This is a genomic window from Mucilaginibacter sp., assembly GCF_039207105.1.
In the GTDB taxonomy this organism is placed as follows: domain Bacteria; phylum Bacteroidota; class Bacteroidia; order Sphingobacteriales; family Sphingobacteriaceae; genus Mucilaginibacter.
In genome coordinates this window covers 1-20967 of sequence record NZ_JBCECK010000002.1, presented here as the reverse complement: position 1 = coordinate 20967, position 20967 = coordinate 1, and the positions used below count along the sequence as shown (strand labels likewise).

At 41.5% G+C, this 20967-nt stretch carries 17 protein-coding genes; 9 read left to right on the top strand and 8 right to left on the bottom strand.

Annotated features, from left to right (window positions below):
• Window positions 1-18: 18 nt before the first annotated feature.
• Window positions 19-3186: a TonB-dependent receptor gene (locus AAGC65_RS00665; protein WP_343110469.1), complete on the bottom strand. Its 3168-nt coding sequence runs from the start codon at window positions 3184-3186 to the stop codon at window positions 19-21.
• Window positions 3187-3707: 521 nt separating this feature from the next.
• Window positions 3708-4748 (bottom strand): LacI family DNA-binding transcriptional regulator, encoded by a 1041-nt coding sequence (locus AAGC65_RS00660; protein ID WP_343110468.1) that lies wholly within the window; start codon window positions 4746-4748, stop codon window positions 3708-3710.
• Between the two features lie 287 nt (window positions 4749-5035).
• On the opposite strand from AAGC65_RS00660, the gene AAGC65_RS00655 reads away from it, so the two are divergent.
• Together AAGC65_RS00655 and AAGC65_RS00650 are read left to right on the top strand one after the other, a co-directional pair.
• Entirely contained in the window at window positions 5036-6274 is a 1239-nt protein-coding gene (locus AAGC65_RS00655) for a glycoside hydrolase family 88 protein (protein ID WP_343110467.1), read from the top strand.
• Window positions 6275-6381: 107 nt separating this feature from the next.
• On the top strand, window positions 6382-7074 hold the full coding sequence (locus AAGC65_RS00650) for a hypothetical protein (RefSeq protein ID WP_343110466.1): 693 nt from the start codon (window positions 6382-6384) through the stop codon (window positions 7072-7074).
• 92 nt (window positions 7075-7166) lie between these two features.
• On the opposite strand, the gene AAGC65_RS00645 is transcribed toward AAGC65_RS00650, so the two are convergent.
• Window positions 7167-7856: a methyltransferase domain-containing protein gene (locus tag AAGC65_RS00645; RefSeq protein ID WP_343110465.1), complete on the bottom strand. Its 690-nt coding sequence runs from the start codon at window positions 7854-7856 to the stop codon at window positions 7167-7169.
• Window positions 7857-7927: 71 nt separating this feature from the next.
• Between AAGC65_RS00645 and AAGC65_RS00640 the strand changes: the two genes are divergently transcribed.
• Window positions 7928-8641 (top strand): DUF92 domain-containing protein, encoded by a 714-nt coding sequence (locus AAGC65_RS00640; protein ID WP_343110464.1) that lies wholly within the window; start codon window positions 7928-7930, stop codon window positions 8639-8641.
• Between the two features lie 9 nt (window positions 8642-8650).
• Window positions 8651-9424 (top strand): M90 family metallopeptidase, encoded by a 774-nt coding sequence (locus AAGC65_RS00635; RefSeq protein ID WP_343110463.1) that lies wholly within the window; start codon window positions 8651-8653, stop codon window positions 9422-9424.
• A gap of 134 nt (window positions 9425-9558) precedes the next feature.
• Here AAGC65_RS00635 and AAGC65_RS00630 read toward each other — a convergent pair whose 3' ends face one another.
• Window positions 9559-10377, bottom strand: a complete 819-nt coding sequence (locus AAGC65_RS00630; protein WP_343110462.1) for an MBL fold metallo-hydrolase — start codon at window positions 10375-10377, stop codon at window positions 9559-9561.
• Window positions 10378-10486: 109 nt separating this feature from the next.
• Here AAGC65_RS00630 and AAGC65_RS00625 point away from each other — a divergent pair, with 109 nt between their 5' ends.
• Window positions 10487-11140 (top strand): YceH family protein, encoded by a 654-nt coding sequence (locus AAGC65_RS00625; protein WP_343110461.1) that lies wholly within the window; start codon window positions 10487-10489, stop codon window positions 11138-11140.
• An 11-nt stretch (window positions 11141-11151) separates the two neighbouring features.
• On the opposite strand, the gene AAGC65_RS00620 is transcribed toward AAGC65_RS00625, so the two are convergent.
• A complete protein-coding gene (locus AAGC65_RS00620; protein WP_343110460.1) occupies window positions 11152-15453 on the bottom strand; it encodes a two-component regulator propeller domain-containing protein in 4302 nt (1433 codons plus the stop codon).
• 249 nt (window positions 15454-15702) lie between these two features.
• Between AAGC65_RS00620 and AAGC65_RS00615 the strand changes: the two genes are divergently transcribed.
• Window positions 15703-15921, top strand: coding sequence for a VF530 family protein (locus AAGC65_RS00615; protein ID WP_343110459.1), 219 nt, complete (start codon window positions 15703-15705; stop codon window positions 15919-15921).
• Here AAGC65_RS00615 and AAGC65_RS00610 read toward each other — a convergent pair whose 3' ends face one another.
• From AAGC65_RS00610 to AAGC65_RS00600, 3 genes are all read right to left on the bottom strand, one after another.
• Window positions 15922-17235, bottom strand: a complete 1314-nt coding sequence (locus AAGC65_RS00610) for a DEAD/DEAH box helicase (protein WP_343110458.1) — start codon at window positions 17233-17235, stop codon at window positions 15922-15924.
• Between the two features lie 82 nt (window positions 17236-17317).
• Window positions 17318-18130, bottom strand: a complete 813-nt coding sequence (locus AAGC65_RS00605) for a tRNA pseudouridine synthase A (protein ID WP_343110457.1) — start codon at window positions 18128-18130, stop codon at window positions 17318-17320.
• 109 nt (window positions 18131-18239) lie between these two features.
• A complete protein-coding gene (locus AAGC65_RS00600) occupies window positions 18240-18464 on the bottom strand; it encodes a CDGSH iron-sulfur domain-containing protein (protein WP_343110456.1) in 225 nt (74 codons plus the stop codon).
• Between the two features lie 211 nt (window positions 18465-18675).
• On the opposite strand from AAGC65_RS00600, the gene AAGC65_RS00595 reads away from it, so the two are divergent.
• From AAGC65_RS00595 to AAGC65_RS00585, 3 genes are all read left to right on the top strand, one after another.
• Window positions 18676-19707, top strand: coding sequence for an aldo/keto reductase (locus AAGC65_RS00595; protein WP_343110455.1), 1032 nt, complete (start codon window positions 18676-18678; stop codon window positions 19705-19707).
• Window positions 19708-19779: 72 nt separating this feature from the next.
• Window positions 19780-20142 (top strand): MmcQ/YjbR family DNA-binding protein, encoded by a 363-nt coding sequence (locus tag AAGC65_RS00590; RefSeq protein ID WP_343110454.1) that lies wholly within the window; start codon window positions 19780-19782, stop codon window positions 20140-20142.
• Window positions 20143-20271: 129 nt separating this feature from the next.
• Window positions 20272-20967: Gfo/Idh/MocA family oxidoreductase (locus AAGC65_RS00585; RefSeq protein ID WP_343110453.1), on the top strand; the 696-nt coding region annotated here is incomplete at its 3' end.

Sequence of the window (20967 nt, the reverse complement as noted above, 5' to 3'; positions counted from 1 at the left end):
GATGGTTATAATTATTGATTACATGCCTAATCTTAAGCCCAGGGTGTATGTTTTGATATTTGGATAGGGGTTATAATCAGTACCTAAAGAGGTGTAGTTTCCTGTCGCGGTAAGGTCATAGCTATTAACCTCCGGGTCATAACCAGAGTATTTGGTAATAGTGAATAAGTTTTGCCCGGTTACATATACACTTGCCGATTTAAACACTTTTGAAAATTTAGGCAAAGGCAGGTTATAGGTTAAAGTAATAGTTTTAAACCTCAGGTAGCTGCGACTTTCCAGTACATCGCTGGTCGGGCCAAGGCTGCGGCGTAGGGTACTGCCTACGCTTGGTAGTGTATTACTTGAACCGGGCATACCAAAGCTTTCTGTCAGTACATAGGCCAGTTTGTTATCGCTGGTGGTACCATTTTCGGCCTCAATTTTGTTTTCATTCATCACCTGGTTCCCATAAACGCCCTGTATCAAAACAAACAGGTTGAACTGGCCAACAGTTAAACTGCTGTTGAAACCATAGGTGAATTTTGGTAAAGCCTGACCAATAATGGTTCGGTCGGACTCGTTGATCAGATGATCGCCATTCAAGTCTTTATACCTTGGATCGCCGGGTTTAACCGGGGTGGTTATACCGCTTTGAGTAATTTGCTGGGTTGATTGCCATATACCATCATAAACATAACCATAGAATGAACCTATAGGTTTACCCACCTGCAGTATAGATGAGTTTCGGCCGCCGGGATATAAACTGGAGCTTACGTTACCTGTAAGTACGCTTTGGGTGCCACCCAGATCTAATATTTTATTGATGTTCCTGGAAAAGTTAATACCGGTAGTCCATTTTACAAGTGTTCCGGTAAGGTTCACGGTATTCAGGGCCAGCTCGATACCACGGTTGCTCATGGCTCCTAAATTATCCTGAATGGTGCTGAAACCTGTGGAAGAGGGTACTGGCCGTTGGAATAATAGTTTGGATGTTTTTTTATCATAAACATCAGCGGTGAAGGTAAGGCGGTTATTGATCAGGCCTAAATCTAAACCAAGGTTATATGATCGTGTTTGTTCCCACTGCAGGTTTGGGTTGGGGATATTGTTTGGCGAAAAACCAACACTGCGACCACCATTGAGTACATAACTGTTTAACGCGTATTGTTTAAACGGCGCATTTACCGGTATATCGGCATTACCCACTATACCATAGCCTAAACGAAGTTTTAAATCGCTGATGGTTTTGAGGTTTTGCATAAATTCCTCGCTTGAAACGCGCCAGGCCAAAGCGCCCGAAGGGAAGGTACCCCATTGATTATTAGCCCCTAAAGCTGATGAACCGTCGCGACGTACCGAAACAGTCAATAGGTATCTGTCCATCAGACTATAATTTACCCTTCCTATGAATGATGCCAGCCGGCGACCGTTGGCAGTTGAAGCAGCCGATAAGCTTGTGCCCGCGCCCAAGCCATCGGTACCCAGATTATTGGTAGTTAATGATTGCGCTGTGGCTGTGTTACTTCGGTACTGAAAGTTTTGATAGGTGAAACCTGCCAAAGCAGTTATACTGTGTATTTTGTTAATGGTGGTGTTGTAGGTTAACGTGTTTTCATTTAACCAGTTTAGGTTGGTAGGGTTAATGATCTGCGAAAAGCCGTTGGTTGATAAACCCAGGTAGGTGGTATTTGGCCTGAATATCCGTTCTTTCTCAAACCTGTCGTCGGTACCAATGCTCGATCTGAATTTCAGGTTTTTGGCAATCTTGTACTCGCCATAAACATTAAAAAATAAACGTAAAGAGTTATCAATATCGGTATTTAAAGTAGCCGCCGCTATCGGGTTACCCAATGTAGTGATATAGCCGGCTGGCCCATTTTGGAAAGTAAAAGCTCCTGTAGCATCATAAACCGGCAGGGCAGGACTTATACGCAAGGCATCAAGCAGCGTACCGCCGCCGGCACCACCGGTTGTGTTTACATTGGCCAGATTTTGCTGATCGTAAGATACCTGCGAGTTGATACCGAAAGATATTTTCTTACTCAGGTCATGCGTGAAATTAAAACGCAGCGTACCGCGTTTGTAGCCTGAGTTTAAGATAATTCCCTTTTGATCAAAATAGCTGAAACTTAACAGGTACTTGCTCAGCTCGCTGCCCCCGCTAAATGAAAGATTGGCATTGGTTACCGGCGCGGTTCTGAACAGTTCTTTTTGCCAGTTGGTACCTTCGCCTAAAGTGTTGATCTGATCTTGTGTAAATGGCAGTGGTTTTTGAGTTGTACTGTTTCTGTTGGTGTAAGCGGTCACCGAATCAAGATATACGGCAAACTGGCTGGCATTCATCATATCCAATACTTTACCTACCTTTTGAACGCCGGTATATACATCGGCCGAAACAATATTCTGCCCTGCTTTTCCGGTTTTGGTAGTGATGATCACCACACCGTTTGAACCTCTATTACCATAAATAGCTGCTGCCGATGCATCTTTCAAAACATCCATTGTGGCAATATCATTGGGATTTAATGAGGATATATCCGCGCCCGCGTAACCATCTACCACATATAGTGGCTCGCTACTGTTACTGATGGAGTTGGTACCCCTTATGCGTACACTAAAACTTGCACCTGGCTGCGAGTTGGTTTGCGTAACCTGCACACCACTCACCTGGCCTTGCAGCAGTTGCGCGGTACCAAATACGGGTGTTTTTTCAACGTTAGTTAAGTTGGTTGATGACACTGAACCGGTAACATCTCTTTTCTTTTGTGTGCCGTAACCAACCACTACTACCTCGTTCAGGTCTTTAGAATTGCTGGTTAGCTTTACATCAATAGCTTTACGGCCGTTAACGGGAACTTCCTGCGAGGCAAAGCCGATGGTGGTAAACACCAGCACCGCGTTATTATCGGTTACAGTGATGGTGTATTTACCATCAATATCTGTTGTGGTGCCCGCCTTTGTGCCTTTTACTCGAACGCTTGCACCAGGAAGGGGCTGGTTTTTATCGTCGGTAACCTGGCCGGTTATTTTAATATCAGCCAGGTTTTTTGAGGTTATGATAGTGCTTTTGATCGATGAAACCGTTGCCGCCGTATTTGGCCGTGGGCTACCATTAGCGAAAGCATTACCCAGCGTGCAGCAAATAACCGCGGACGGTAAAACGGCACCTCTGAATACTTTAAAAAATATAGGTTTTATGCTCATATACTTTGTTCATTAGCTTAAAAAGTTTAAAAATTTGGCAAAAAGGTTCCCATGCGACTTTCGCCACTTAATTTTTTTTCAGAACCTTATGTTGTTTGTTGGAAAGGAGAATGTCTGAAAGTAGACCGTTTGTGTTTGTTATTTTTTCATATGCACTTTGCTTTAGGTATATAACTGGTTATAATGGTTTTATTATAGAATAGGTGTTTGGTTGGTGATAATTAAATTATTTGCTGCGGCTAATTGATGGCAGGAATTTGTTGTTTGATATTGATTACACTTACTACATTCAGCAAAGCATAAATAATACCCGTAACATATGTAAATGAAATTTTATACATACAATAACTTAAATACTAATAGGACAGATTTATACTTGGTATGGCCTTAATCAAGCATAAGGCGCTTATCAAAAGTACCTACAATTGGTATGAGGTTTTATACTTTGAGGTATTTTATTTACGAAATCGTTTTCGATATAGTGTAATTTATATTTTACTTGATACACTAAGGGGTTTAAATTAAGCCTTTGCCTCCTTTACAGAAGAACTGCGGATAAATAATTCTGTGGGTAAAATTACATTTTCAAACTCGGTAACCGGGCGCTTGCTATTGATGATGCTCAACAGCATTTCAGTTGCTTTGCGGCCAATTTCAAAAGCCGGCTGATGTATTGATGTTAATGACGGATTTAAAACATCGGCCAAAACGGTATTAGTAAAACCGACCAAGGCTATATCCTCCGGTATCCGGATGTTTTTTTTGTGGAGTAAGGTCATGGTAGAAGTGGTGATACGGTCAGAGGCGGTAAGTATGGCATCAGGTCGGGGATCTAAAGCCAGCAATTCATCTACCGCTTGTTGAAGTTCGTTAAGATCAAGTCCGCCGTGCAGGCAATATTTAATGTATTGTTCGTTGATGCCTACGCCCCTTTCTATTAGAGCCTTTGTATAACCATCAAGTCGCTGGTGTGTAACCGATGAGGTTACTGAACTGGTAATGTGGGCAATATTTTTAAACCCCGAATCAAGCAAATGTGTGGTAGCCTGGTATGAGCCACCGGAGTTGTCAACAATAACTTTGTGGGTATCTATCTGGTTGCTTACCCGGTCAAAAAAAACGATGGGTAAACCTTGGGCCTGCAATTTTTTCAAATGCTCTACATCATGGGTTTCTGTGGCTATGGAAATAAGAAGCCCATCAATGGCCCTGTGTATCAGGTGTCCTACGTTTTGAACTTCCAGGTTGTATGATTCGTGGCTTTGGGTAATAATAACGTTGTAACCCTGGCTGTAAGCTTCAGATTCCATACCGTTGATTACCTGCGAAAAAAATTGGTTGTCTATACTTGAAACAACAATTCCGATAGATTTGCTGTGCCCTCTTTTAAGGCTTTGCGCCATAGGGTTTGGCCGGTAATTGTTTTTCTGAGCGTATTCTAAAACCAGCTTTTTGGTTTTCTCACTGATCTCGTAGCTATCGCGGAGTGCTTTTGACACTGTTGATACGGATAGATGTAGTTCTTTTGCAATGTCCCTTATCGTTATGGCCTCAAAATTCATAATTGCTTGTTCACCGGCAAATCAACAAAAAAATAACAGCACAGCCGGCTTTTGAATAAAAGTAGATAAAAAACTTTAATTATAGCATTAATTGACCTGTAGGCAAACATATTAAGTAAACATATCTTCCGTTGTTTTAAGCAGTACATAAAACAACTATAACGTTTGCGTAAAAATTAAAGGGCATAAGCTTTAAATTTAGCACTAATAGATTGTAATATTGAACTCGCCATTAACGCCTTAATATCCCTGAAATTAAGGTAGATAAAACCAATTTTATATAATCTATGAGAACCAAATGTTTCCTTGTCCTTGCTTTGTTTAGTTTATTAACCGTAAATACCTATGCGCAAACAGATGTTGCCAAAGCGTTTGTATTTGCTCAAAAGCAAACCGTACTGATGCTTAAAGAAGTTGATAGCGTAAAGGCCGACGCTGCAAACGCTGCCCTGGCATCACCACGTACCTTGGAGGCCGATGGCAAGTTTGTGATGGTACCTTCCAAAGACTGGTGCAGCGGGTTTTTCCCCGGTGAGCTGTGGTTTTTATACGAATACACCCAAAATGACAAGTGGAAAGATCTGGCCAAAAAGTTTACAACCAACATTGAGGTTGAAAAAACAAATGGCAATACCCATGATATGGGTTTTAAGGTATATAACAGTGTTGGTAATGGCTATCGTTTAACACATGATGATCATTATAAGGCAGTCATTATTGAGGGAGCCAAAACGCTGTCCACCCGCTTTAACCCGGTGATTGGTTCCATAAAATCATGGGATAATCGCAAGCAATGGAAGTTTCCGGTTATTATTGACAATATGCTTAACCTCGAGCTGCTGTTTGAAGCCACCCGCTTAACCGGCGATTCGTCTTTTTACAAAATTGCAGTTACACATGCCAATACGGCTATGAAAAATCATTTCAGGGCCGATTATAGCTCGTATCACGTGATTGATTATGATCCTGAAACCGGTAAAATATTACATAAACAAACCCACCAGGGCTTTGCTGATGAATCTGCATGGGCCCGCGGACAGGCCTGGGGTTTATATGGTTATACCATGTGCTACCGGGAAACGCATAATAAAGCCTATTTACAACAGGCAGAAAACATAGCCAAATTTATTTTCAGCAATCCTAATTTACCGGCCGACCTGGTACCGTACTGGGATTATAATGACACCGCCATACCCAACGCCCCGCGCGATGCTTCGGCTGCGGCAATAGCGGCTTCGGCGCTGTATGAGTTAAGTACTTATAGCGCAAACGCTAAAGATTACCGTTCAAAAGCCGACAAAATAGTGAAGGTATTGAGTGAAAAATATCAGGCAAAAACAGGCGGCAGCAAAGGCTTTTTATTGCTGCACAGCACCGGACATAAACCCAATAATAGTGAAATTGATGCCCCAATCATTTACGCCGATTATTATTATCTGGAAGCCTTATTGCGTAAGCAACGTTTGTTTAAAGACGAGCCCGTTGTCAGCCTGAATTCTATAAATACCGATAAAGGGAAAAAGTAACGGTTAATCTGCATAATATACGTAAAACCCGAAGGGAGATGCGTATTGATACTATTGTAAGTGGTTGATTTTAAGGGTAAATTTACTAAAACCTAATTAACCAAATTATGAAAAAGATCATTACAATTTGTACACTGCTGTTATGGTGCATTCAGTTTGCCGCGGCTCAAAACTGTAACCAGTTTATTGGTACGGTAAATGGTAAAAAGCTGATTTATTTAAATCAGGATGGCAAGGGAAACAGCACCGGGAAACTCATTTATACAGCAAATAAAAAAGATGCTTCAACCGTGACCGTTCATAGTGAGGTATTGGATAAAAACGGAAAATCAATAGGAGGGGGCGATTCTGAAATGATCTGTGATGGTGATGCCATTAAAATAGATATGAAAGCTTTTGTACCATCAGCATCTATGAAACAGTTCAGCAATATGCAAATGACAGGGGAGGCCAAGTATCTGGCTTATCCACTTAATCTGAAAGCAGGACAAACACTTGAAGACGGCGCGGTCACCATTGATATGAGCAATAATGGGCAGTCGATGTCAAAAGTGGAAATGAATATAACCAACCGAATGGTTGATAAAGCAGAAACCGTTAGCACCAATGCCGGTAGTTTTGATTGTTACCGCATTACTTATGATGCTACCATGAAAGTTAAAATGATGGGTATAGGCATCCCTGTACATATTAAAGCAGCAGAATGGTTTTCGCCAAAATTGGGTAGGTTTGTGAAATCAGAAACTTACGATAAAAAATCAAAATTGATAGGAAGCATGGTGCTCGATTCTATAAACTAAGCTATTATAACATCCTGATAAATAAATCCATCTTAGCTTTACCACAAGACGCCCGCGTGTTTAACATGCGGGTTTTCTTTTTAAAGGGATATCTATTTAAGCGTTAAGCGAACCAGGTATTGTTTGTACTCATCCTCCAGCAATACCTCCATGTCATAACCGGTTTCCTGAACCACAGTTTCCAAAGCTTTTTCATCAGCATACAGCCAGGGAAACCATTCGGACTTTTGCTGGTTATATTGATACTGGTACTGTATCTCGCCGTAATATCGGTCATTATCTGGCAATTTACCCTCGTATAAATAAGCGATATCTGATGAATCGAATAGCAACTGTCCGCCTTTATTCAGCAACAGCTTAGCGTGCTCTAAAAACGTTTTCAGATTTTGTAATGTGCCGGTAAGGCCGATGCCATTCATGAGCAGTAGCAGGGTATCATACCTACGTTCCTGATATTCAAATATATCGGCTGTGATTGTTTTGTTTACTCCCCGCGCTTGCATCACCTCAGTAGCGAGTGCCGATATATCCAGGGCAGTTACTTCAAAACCACGTTCCTGAAGCACCAAGGCATGACTGCCGGCTCCGGCGCCAATATCCAACACATCGCCGCGGCATTCATTTAAGGCAAGCCATTCAATATCGGGCATGTCATCCTCATCGCGGAAATAAATGTCGATAGGCATTTCTTCCTTAGGGCCATACTGGTTATTGATCCATAGCTTGTGCTTGGATTTGTTATAATGATGGTCATGTATGGCCTGGCCTAATATATCTTTCATATCAGCGTCAAAAGTATGAATTGGCGGGCTTAATTTAATTAATATTGCCCGTAATAAATATCTTTGACCATATGCTGGCACGGTACGGTTTATTAGCTATTATTTTAATTGCAGGTGTAGTTTATAGTTTATCGGCACGTAAATTAACCTTAATTGCGGCAATAACAAGTACGGTAATAGCTTGTCTGGTTTTTACAGGCGCAGGTTTTACAGGTGTAGCTATGATGACCACACTTTTTATTTTAGCCTCGGCAGCTACATCCTGGAAACGGAGTGAAAAACTGGTTTTTGAACCTGAAGGCGATCATAAAAAAGGCCGAACAGCGGGACAAGTAATGGCTAACACAGGCGTTGCCGCCATAGCCGGAGTAATGGTTTGGATATTTCCATCATATATGCATCTATGGATATTAATGATGGCGGCGAGTTTGGCATCTGCAAACGCAGATACATTGTCATCTGAATTGGGTATGGTGTATGGGAGGCGTTTCCTTAATATTATCAGCCTGAAACCGGATAAGCGGGGACTTGATGGAGTAGTTAGCCTTGAAGGTACATTGATTGGTATTGGTGGCAGTATAATTATAGCTGTGGTTTACGCCATTGGTTTTGGCTGGAATGCTGCCGGTTTAATCACCATTATTATAGCAGGAACCGTAGGTAATTTAGCTGATTCGGTATTGGGTGCAACGTTGGAGCGTGGTAAATATATTGGCAATAACGCGGTGAACTTTTTAAACACACTGATAGCAGCCCTTGTTGCCCTGCTTATCTATTTTATTTAATGTGATTTCATGACTTTACTCATTACTCTCCTGATCATTATAGTACTTTGTGGCTATTACTTTTTGAGTAAAAAACGCAAAACAAAAGCATCTGTTATTATTACAGATACCGTTTACAAACCGCTTTTAGAACAGCATATCCCTTTTTATCAAACATTGGATGGACCATCGAAGCTTTTGTTTGAGCAAAAGGTAGCCGGATTTTTAACCGGTATTACTATTGAAGGTGTTGGAACTACGGTTGATGATATCGACCGGGTCATGATCGCTTCCAGCGCGGTGATACCCATATTTGGTTTTGCCGACTGGAAATACAACAACCTCACGAACGTAATTTTATACCCGGACACGTTTGATGGGGAATTTCAGTTTGAGGGCGAAAATCGTAATATTCTGGGTATGGTGGGTTCGGGGTATATGAACGGGCAAATGATCTTATCGCGAGCGGCGTTGATTAAGGGATTTTCCAGGTCAGCAGGTAGGGAAAATACGGCTATACACGAGTTTGTTCATCTGCTTGATAAATCTGACGGAGCTACGGATGGTATCCCTGAAAACCTGCTGGCGCATGATTACGTATTGCCCTGGCTAAAAATGATCCATCATGAAATTCATAAAATTGAAGCCGGAGAATCAGACATTAACCCATATGCCATCACCAATGAAGCTGAGTTTTTTGCCGTTGTAGCCGAATACTTTTTTCAAAAGCCGCACGAGCTTAAACACAAACATCCTGAACTGTACGCCATGCTCAGTAAAATATTTATGCAGGATAGGGGGTAGGTAGTTAGTGGTGAGTAGAGAGTGGTGAGTAGTTGGTATGAGGTAGAGATATATCAAGTATCAAGATTTTAGCTGTTTCATTAGTAAACAAGTAAATATCTTCTGTCTTGATACCTGATACTAACTACTTAATACTATAAGCCAAACCCCAAATCCAGCTGACCGGCAGGTATGTAGGCTTCGTTGCTTTGGCTGATATAATAAACAGGAGTTTCCTCCAGTCGTGATGCTACTACTATCTGAATACCATCGGCACAGGCGGTAAACAATTCTTCTACGAGTTTTGGACTGTTGTTATTGTGCGAGAGGTGGGAGAGCAGCAAGTGTGTCATATGTGGTGGCCGGTGGGTGTTAAAAAGAGCCAGCGCCTGTTTGTTTGATAGGTGCCCCTTGCCTCCGCGAATACGTTTTTTCAGATAATAAGGATAGCCGCCATTATCCAGCATTTCATCATCATAATTGGCTTCCAGGAAGGCGGCATGGCACTGGCTGAAATACCTGATCAGTCGGTCACATACTACACCAATATCCGTAAATACGCCCACGTTGATATCGCGGCAGCTTACTATAAAGCTATGTGGTTCTGATGCATCATGTTCTTTAGGGAATGAAGTTACCTGCAATTCGCCAATGGCAACGGTTTCAAACTCCCTCAGGTGATGAACAAGCTGCATATCCAAACTGTTGCCCAAATGTAGCAACGTGCCTGGCGTAATATATACCGGTAAATTAAATTTTTTGGCCAGTACAGGTATTCCGCGGATATGATCTGAATGCTCGTGCGATACAAATATGGCCTTTACCTTTTGCATGGACAGGCCAAGGCGAGCCATGCGTTTTTCGGTTTCACGGCATGATATGCCAACATCAACCAGTATAGCCTCCCGCTCGTTCCCTACGTAATAGCAATTGCCGTTACTCCCCGAATTTAGTGATGTAATGAATAATGACATGTAAATACAAAGTAACGGATTTAAGCTAAAATTCACCATTGCTTAACTTAAGTGTTTAAAAATAATCACGATTTTTTTGAGGCTATAAAAAGCTGCTTATATTTAGCGCATGGATTCACCTCAAACTTTACCTGTACTTGATGCTACCGAACTGCGCGTATTAGGCTCGCTGATGGAGAAAAGCAAAACCACGCCCGACTATTACCCCATGACATTGAATGGATTAACCGCTGCATGTAATCAAAAAACATCGCGCAAGCCGGTTGTGAATTATGATGAGGGTACGGTTACCGATGCATTAAATACATTGAAAAGACGCGGATTGATTTCTACCGTTACCGGTGGTTCTATCCGTAACATTAAGTATAAACACAACTTTGCCATTGTTTTTCCGGTAATACCTGCCGAGGTGGCTTTAATTTGTCTGCTCATTTTACGTGGCCCTCAAACCCCTGGCGAGCTGAATACCAATTCGGGCAGGTTGTACGAGTTTGAATCGATAGAGGAAGTACAGGAAATGTTAGAGAAATTAGCCAATCCTGAACTACCCTATGTTCTCCAATTGCCTAAACGCCCGGGTCAAAAAGAAGTAAGATACGCCCATTTATTAGGCGGCACACCGGAATTTAATGATGAGGAGGAGCCTGAAGAAACCGGAAGCAGGGGAACTGGCGCATTGGAAGCCCGCGTAACCAAACTGGAGCAGGACCTTGCCGAAATGAAGGAAGCTTTTGATAAGCTGATGAAGGAATTGATGGGTTAAATCCTATCAGTTCAGATCATTTTTTTGCTCAACCTTCCGTTTTTTAAACCCTCATAAGCATTTTTTAATACTGACACCAGTGCTTCGGTTTTCATAGGTTTGGCTATATAATCGTCCATGCCTTCGCTTAGGCAAAGCTCGCGATCGTCAGGGCCGGCATTGGCGGTCATCGCTATAATATAAGGTTGTTTAAAAGCATATTTGCGGATATGCCTGGTGGCTTCAAAGCCATCCATTTCGGGCATCTGTACATCCATAAATATCACATCAAATGGTGTTAGTTTCAGCTTATCAAGTGCTTCCAGTCCATTTTGAACTATAGTAAACTGATAACCTAAACGGGTGAGCATATGGTCAACCAGTTTTTGATTCACCTCGTTATCCTCGGCAATTAAAATACGCATAAGATGATCAGCTGCGAAGCTTTGTTCAAACAGTTTTGCAGGTTTGTTTTCATGAAACACCACCTGCGGATGATTATGAAACTCGGCCTGTATACTTTTACCGAGGTGGCTTTGTTTAACCGGTTTGGTTAATATGGCCGAAAACAAATCCGGATATTTTTTTCTGGAGCTATCGCCAATGGAGCTTAGCATAATAACAGGCAGGCTTTTGTAATTTCTTTTAATAGCACGGGCAAGTTCCACGCCATCCATATCCGGCATTTCCATATCGGTTATTACCAAATTAAAATCAGCATCTGCCGCTAAAATATGTAATGCTTCTTCACCGGATGCTGCTGTAACAGTTACCAGCCCCCATAACTCCAGTTGGGTTTGCAGTATATACCTGTTGGTTTGATTATCATCAACCACCAGTATCTTTTTGCCCTCCATTTCGTCGGTGTTAAACGCTATTGGTATATGTTTCGATTGCTTTTTACTCACCGCGGCTCTAATAGTAAACATAAATACAGAGCCCTCTTTAAAAACACTTTCCACCCATATTTCGCCGCCCATTAGTTTTACCAGACGCTGGCTGATCACCAACCCTAAGCCGGTACCGCCATATTTGCGGGTGGTAGATGAATCAACCTGCGAAAAAGCATTGAACAGATCGCTGATTTTTTCCTGAGGGATACCAATGCCGGTATCCATTACGCTAAAGCCAATCTCAATTTCGCCATTTTCAAAAGTCCGGGACAAAAATACCTTGATAAATACTTCGCCTTTTTGGGTAAACTTAAGGGCGTTGCCGGTTAGGTTGGTTATTACCTGTTTAAGGCGTAGGCTATCACCAATAATTTGTTGTGGTAATGATTGATCAATAAAATAAACTAATTCAATATCCTGGCGCGATGCCTTTTGGGCAAACAGATCCATGATCTCCTCCATACAATGGCGCAGATCAAAATCATCCTGCTCAATATCCATTTTACCTGATTCTATTTTTGAAAAATCAAGTATATCATTGATCACGTTTACCAGGGTATCGCCGCAGGCTATAATGGTATCGGTGTATTCCCGTTGTTCGTTATTCAATTCAGTTTCGCCCAAAAGCGAAGCCATGCCAATTACTCCGTTCATAGGTGTGCGTATTTCATGGCTCATGGTAGCCAGGAATATGCTTTTGGCCTGATTGGCTTTATCGGCATCTTCGCGGGCCTGTTTTTCCTGTAAACGTTGTAGTTCCAGTTCTTCTGATTGTGTCAATAATTCTTCATTCAGCGATTTAAGTTCTTCAGATTGCGCCTGCAATTCTGCATTTAATTTCTGAAGATCCGCAGATTGTTGCTTTAACTCTTCCGACTGTTGCAAAACCTCCTCCGTACGTTCTGATACCTGTTGCTCTAACCGGGCTTTTTGCTTTATAATTACGCTTACTTTTACACGGTACAAACTATAAATAAGTATAATAACTAATGCTATTGACAGCAGTATAAACCACCAGGTTAACCAAAATGGCGGTAAAATGGTTAGCTCTACATTTAATTCATGCCTTGACCATTTGCCGTTACTGTTTTGGCTTTTTACTTTAAATGTATAATTGCCGGGAGCTAAATTGGTGTAGGTTGCCGTGTTTTTACGGCCTACATAGTTCCAGGTTTCATCAAAGCCCATTAACTGGTAAGCGTAAACAGTTCTGTTATTTAAGGCATAATCTAAAGAAACATACTCAAATGAAATTACCGACTGATTATATTTAAGCGTGATGGACTTGGTTACGGTTATATCCTGTTTTAAAGGGGATGGATCTTTATCATTTTTAGCAACGGGAACGCTTTTGGTGAAGATCTGAAAGTCGGTTAAAATAAGCGGCGGATTGTAACTGCTTTCAATGATCCTGTCGGGGTCAAATTCATTAAAACCGTTAACGCCGCCAAAGTATAAAGTGCCGTCATGACTTTTTAAAGCAGAATGAGGTTTAAACTCATCGGCCTGCAAGCCATCATCGCTGGTAAAGTTTTTAAATTTTTTAGTTGTAGGGTTATATCGAGATAAGCCATTATTGGTACTTATCCACAAATTGCCGCTGTTGTCTTCCTCAGCGGCGTAGGTGTAGTTGTTAAGGAGTCCGTCTTTTATTTTAAAATTGGTGAATTTACCAGTTTTGGGATCAAGGCGGTTTAGTCCATCCAAAGTACATATCCAAATATTGCCGGCCCGGTCTTCCAGCAAATCAAGTGCTGAGTTATTGCTGATACTATTTTTTGATCTGTCGTATTTGTAGCTGGTAAAGGTGTTGGTTTTCGCGTTAAACAAGTTTAAGCCCCCGTCATTAGTGCCCACCCAAAGGTTGCCTTTTGAGTCGGCAAGCAACGAATTAATGTTATCGCTGCTCAGGCTTTTAGGGTTATTGGCGTTATGCCTGTAATGGATAAATTTATTGGTTTCGGGGTTGTACAGGTCAAGCCCGGCCCCCAGGATACCAATCCATATTTTATGATCGGGTGTGGTGGTTATAGCATATATATTATCTCCACCCAGACTTGTAGTATCGGCCGGATTATGGTGGTACGATCTGAATTTGCGCGTAGTCAGATCCATTACACTCACACCATTACCCCAGGTGCCAATCCAAAGGTTGTTTTTATGATCTTCTTTTAAAGCTAAAACATAGTTACCACCAATACTACTTTTATCATTCTCATTTTGTTTGTATGATGTAAACGTGCCTTTTTCAGGTTCAAAAAGGTTAAGGCCACCACCATCGGTACCTATCCATATGTTATGCTGTTTATCTTCGTATAAATCAAGTACAAAATTATTTGACAGACTATTAGGTAGCGAGGTATGTTTATAATGAATAAAATTTTCCCTGATTTTTTTGTATAAACTTATGCCCGATGCATAAGCCCCGATCCACATATTGCCAACACCATCTTTTAAAATGATATCAACCGAGTTACTGGCCAGGCTGGTATTGTCTACATCATCCTGGGTATGATTGCTGAATGTTTGGGTACGATAATTAAATATACTAAGCCCACCATTTTCGGTACCTATCCATAAATTCCCGTTGCTGTCCTCAGCAATGCTTTGTATGGTGTTATAGGGTAATGAATTACTGTTGCCGGGCTCTTTTTTGTAATGTTTGAAAGTTTGTGTACGGCTATCATATAAATTTAATCCACCACCCGAAACACCAGCCCACAGGCGATGGCTGCTATCTTCAAAAATGCAGTTTACTTTATCGGCAGATATGGAGCCGCTGATCTTTTCATCATGCCTGAAACTGGTAAAGTTTTTGGCAACAGAGTTAAATAGATTTAGTCCTCCATAAATAGTACCCACCCAGAGGTTGTTACGGCTGTCAATATAAACAGACCGGATGCTATTATCGCTCAGGCTTTTTTTGTTAGCGCTATGTTTGTAATGTATAAACTTGTTTTGACTGATCAGGAATTGATCAAGCCCGTCTTTTTGATGGCCTGCCCACAAATTGCCATCTTTATCAAAAGCAAGCTTAACTATATAATTACTTGCCAGCGTATTGGTGTTTTTATCCTGGTGCTGGTAGTGATAAAAACGACTTGAGGCACGGTCGTACTTATTTAAACCGTTACCGGTAGCAATCCACAGGTTACCCTGCTTATCTTCGGTAATGTCGTTAATATTATTGCTGTTGATACTGGTAGTATCAGTGGGGTCGTTCCTGAAAACTTTAAACTTATTACCGTCAAACCGGTTTAAACCGTCGCGCGTACCAACCCAGATAAAGCCCTTACTATCCTGAAAAATGGCGTTGATGTTGAGCTCCGATAAATTTGAGCGGCTGCCAATGCGCTGAAAATGGATGGGCAGGTCCTGCGCAAAAACACATAACGATATGGCTTGAAATAATAAAATAAGATAAAACTTAAAGCCGGTCATTATATGAATAAATTAATTAAGAGGTAATAATACACCTGTGATGTAAGTGATTATCTAATTTACTAAAATACTATTAAATAAACACACAATTGTGTATAGCAGTTTAACGCAATAACAATCAATTTGGTTAACGTGATTACAATAGGGGTTAACTAATGGTATAGCAATATATTAACTATTACTACAGGATGAATGTAATTTTTTAATTCGGTTATATATTGAATAGATTGAACAAGTTTACCTTTGCATATGCAACAACCAAGCAAAGATCCGCTCCACGGTAAAACATTAGAAACCATTTTAAACGAACTGGTGGTCCATTTTGGCTGGGGCGAATTGGGTTATCGCATCCGCATCAATTGTTTTCTGGATAACCCGAGCGTGTCGTCGAGCCTGAAGTTTTTACGCAAAACGCCCTGGGCCCGCAAAAAGGTTGAGGACTTGTACATAGCCCATTGCTGCAAATAATTAGTGCTTGCGTTTATTATTCATTTTTGCCTTCTGGCCCGAGCTATAGTTATAAGTTTTGGCATTAGCTGCCTTTTTCTCGTGAAAAGCAGCACCTGTGGTAGGTTCATCAGGGTTTGGTTTAGCAGCCGCTTTCTTTTCTTTTTCCTCTTTTTTTACCTTGGTGTCCTTTTCAATAACCAACTCTTCGGGCAGGGCGGCAGGGGATATTTTTTGACCGGTAGTTTGCTCAATTTTTTTAACCTGGCTTAATTCAATATCAGTAGCAAAGGTGATGGCCAGCGTTTCATCATCACTGTTGGGTTGATGATTGGTGATGCGATCGATAAAAACTTCTTTATCTTCCGGTATATCAAAGTGAATGATAAATGGTACGCTGTTAAGGTTTATCCTCTCGGTATTCTCGTTCACCACAATCAGAACTCTTGCGTTTTCGGCCTCTTTAAAATCCTCTATATGATTAAAGCCGTTGGTATCAAAAAACTTTGGGTTTAAATATGCTACTGCATCGCGCAGGCGACTGTGCAGGCTTTGGTATACTTTATCGGCTGTGTTTTGTGTATTTACAAAAACTACGGTTTTGGTAAATACTTCTTCATCATACAAAAATAAATTAAGCAGGTTTAGTTTGGTGCCAAAGTTGGGCAAATTATATAATAGCTGCGGATGTGTTTGTACTCGTGCTTCAGCCAGTTCTTCCACCTCAATAATGGCGGGCTGGTTCATGAACGGGGCTATCATTTTTTCGAGCTTGCTGTGCAATACCTGGGTAAATACCAGATGCTGGCCTTTGCCTATACTGTTGGCCAGTTCAACAACCGGCAGTTGCAGACCATTTTTTACCATTTGGTCGGCATCATCAATTACAAGCAGATCAACTTTGTTCAGGTTAAGCGCCAGTTTCAGGTAAATAGCCCTTGCCCTGTCGGGAGTGGCTACCACAATGTCGGCACCATCGGCAAGCGCGTCCATCTGTGCTTCGGTGCCAGGTGCAACATACAGGCCAACTATTCTGATAGATTTATTTTTGTTCAGGCGGTCAAACTGCTCTATCACACCAAACACCTGATCTTTTTCGGGTACCAGGATCAGTACTTTCGGAACACCTTCGGGAGCATAGTTAAAGCGATTTAAAACACCTAAAACATAGGCGGTGGTTTTGCCGCTGCCTTCATGCCCAATGGCTATAATGTCCTGACCGCCAATTATTCTGTTGATGGTTTTGAGCTGCAGCTCAGTAGGGTTTGTAAAACCAGCTTCATTTACCGATCTAACCAATTGCTTATTCAGCTTCAATTTTTCAAACCACACCATCAGGACTTTGTATTTAATTATTTAAGAGCGCGAAATTACCAATTTACTTGCTCATATTCATAAAGATTAAATATATAGCTGTTTATAATGGCTGCCAGGCTGCATCCCCATTATTTTGAAGCAAGGCCGAAAAGGCTGATCGCGGTGCAAGGTCAAGGTAAGGGTAGGTGACTTTTGAAAGATATAAACCCTGCGGATAGGCAGGAATAATAATATCGGGCGTTTGTCTGTTGCTTAAATAATGTTCAAATTCATCAACGCTTATATTACCACGGCCAATGTCAAGCAGGCGGCCCATAATTATCCTGATCATTTTGCTTAAAAAACGGTTGGCCGATATGTGAAACCTGAGTCTGTCGCCGCTTTTGTCTGTAAACAAAGTTGCCGATGTTACGGTGCAAATGGTATTGTCAATACGATCGGGCATTTTGCAAAAGGCACGGTAATCATTGTATAAAGGAAGCAAGGCTGCAGCCTTTTTCATAGCTTCCAGATCCAGTCTTTCTTCGTGGTATAGTGAACTGAACCCGCTTAAAAAGGGATCTTTATAAGTATGCATATAATAATCATACGCGCGCTGCACGGCATCAAAACGGGCATGGGGCAGGCCCTGCATAGGTATGATATCAAACAAGGCAATATCATCAGGTAATATTTTATTGAGCCTGAAAAAGAAAAGATCGGCATCCCAGTCCTGTTCAATATCTGCATGAAAAAAGAACTGACTGGCATGTACATGCGCATCAGTACGACCACAGCCAACTATGGGTAGGGGCCGTTTAAAAAGTTTGGCAAGAGCGTTTTCTAACACCAGCTGTACGGTAACAACCCCCTTGTGCTTTTGCCAGCCACTATACTGCGTACCATGATAACCAATGTGAAAAAAATAGCGCATAAATTGATGGCTCAAAAGTCTGTAAAAAAGCTGGTAAAGCCGCTATAAAACAAAAGCCGCCTGTTTAATACAGGAGGCTTTTGTTTTATAAGTTAATTATAATGATGAATTATACTTTTTTAGGCGGAAGATCAAAAGCGATAGCGTTATGCTCAAAATGGCCTTTGTGCGATCCATCACAAAATGGTTTGTTGGCCGATAGGCCGCAACGGCAAATTGATAATACAGTTCTGCCTTGTAAGCCGTATTGGTTACCCTGGGCATCAACGATTTCAAAGTCGCCTTCAATTTTTAAAGAACCATTATTATTGACAGTAAGTTTAGTTTTCTCCATTTGATAAAATTTTGCGCAAAGTTAATTAATGGCCCAACCTTTAATAAGCCAATTTCTAATTTAGACCTGTTCCTGATTAGCGGCGATGTTACCTTTAAATGACAAATTTATGATGGGTAAAACCGCTGCTCAAAACACATAAGTTTTAGCTTTGTTAAGCATAGGCTTTATAAAAGCATGCGCATCATTATCAATAATAATTTACCTCAACATGGAATACAGACAATTAGGAGCTTCGGGTTTAAAGGTACCCGTTTTAAGTTTCGGAACTGCCACATTTGGCGGTGGGAATGAGTTTTTTAAGGCCTGGGGCAGCACACAGGTTGATGAGGCCAGAAAGCTCATTAACTTATGTTTAGATGCCGGTGTCAACTTTTTTGATACGGCCAATGTGTACTCCCAAGGCTTATCCGAAGAAATATTGGGTAAAGCGCTGGAGGGTTTACGCAACCAGGTATTGATATCATCCAAAGCAACCTTTACTATGGGCGATGGTGCCAATGAGTATGGCTCATCGCGCTATCACCTGATTGAGCAATGTAATGCCAGCTTGCGCCGTTTAAACACAGATCATATCGACCTTTACCATTTGCATGGTTTTGACGGTACCACACCGGTTGAAGAAACACTGCGCGCGCTTGATGACCTGGTAACCAGCGGTAAGATCCGCTACATCGCCTGCTCTAACTTTTCGGGCTGGCATTTGATGAAATCGCTTTCCGTATCAGAACGTTATGGCTGGAGCAGGTACATAGCCCACCAGGCTTATTATTCCTTACTGAACCGTGAGTTTGAGTGGGAGCTAATGCCTTTGGGTATCGATCAAAAAGTAGGAACCATTGTTTGGAGCCCGTTAGCATCTGGTCAGTTAAGCGGCAAATTCAGGAGAGGGTTACCGATTCCTGAAAATTCAAGAACAGTACAAGGCGGCAGTCATGGTCCGGCTACTAATTTTGAGCACTTGTATAATATTGTTGACGCGCTGGACGAAGTAGCCGAAGAAACGGGCAAATCAGTGGCGCAGGTTTCTATAAACTGGTTATTGCAAAGGCCAACTGTAGATAATATTATCATTGGCGCCCGTAACGAAGAGCAATTACAGCAAAATTTGGGTGCTATTGGCTGGAACTTAACAACCGATCAGGTTAAAAAACTGGATGCTGCCAGTGAGGTTGATCCGATATACCCGTACTGGCACCAGCGTCAGAACACTACGCTGAACCCGCTGCCTAAGTTCTATTAAAGTATGTACCGGATCAGGATTTTCGGAATTATGATGTAATTTTATTTTTCTGAAAACTCTGATCCGGATTTTATGGCTACAGACATGCCTGTTTTTATGCAGTTTATGCGCAGTATATTACTGTCCCTTCCTGGTGTAATTGAAAAAATGCACGTTGATGATCCTGCTTTTTATGTCAACAAAAAGATATTTGCCAATGTGAAGCTGAAAGACCAGTTGGTGGCTCTGCATACCCTTGAGCGCTACAGGTGGATAGCTGCCGATCCGGATACCTTTTTTATCACTAATCATTACCTTAACTATAAGTATATGCTGGTGAGGCTTGAAAGTGTATCACCGGATGATCTTAAAGTATTGCTAATGACCGCCTGGCGCAACCGGGCGACTAAAACGCAGATCAAAATGTATGCAAATGGAACTATTACTAAAAAATAATGAATAATAGTTAATATACACTTTCTTCATAAAAAAATAACGGCGTTTTTTAGAAGCTTTCTAAAACAATAGCTAATTTGCATTATCTTATAGATAAATACCTTGCAAACCTATTAACCCGTTATAGATATGATTAGCCGTAGAAAGTTTATCCAGACAACCTCAATTGCAGGTACTTGTTTCCTGCTCACTCCCGAAATATCAAAGGCCAGCTTCTTAGGATCACCCAATAATAAAGTAGTGCTGGGCATGATGGGTACTAATAATCGTGGCCTTTACCTTGCCCAAAACTTTGCCAAAATACCCAATGTTGAAATTGGCTATGTATGCGATGTTGATTCCAAAGTACTTGAAAGTACCATTAACGAAATATTTAAGCAAACGGGTAAAAAGCCACAAGGCTTTACCGATATCCGCAAAATGCTGGAGGTGAAAGAGATGGATGCGCTTGTCATAGCCGCGCCTGATCATTGGCATGCACCCGCTACCATTATGGCTTGCCAGGCAGGTAAACATGTATACGTTGAAAAGCCCGGTAGCCACAATCCGCATGAAGGCGAAATGGCTGTTGAAGCATCAAAAAAATATAAACGCCTGGTGCAAATGGGCAACCAGAGCAGATCGGTCGCTAATGTGCAGGGCATGATCAAAGAGCTGAATAGTGGCATTATCGGCCGTGCTTATTATGCCAAAGGCTGGAGTACCAGTAAAAGGATTAATATTGGTAAGGGCAAGCAAGTAGCTGTTCCTGAGCATTTAAATTATGATCTGTGGCAAGGGCCTGCTCCGCGCATGGCTTTTCAGGATAACCTGATACATCATAAC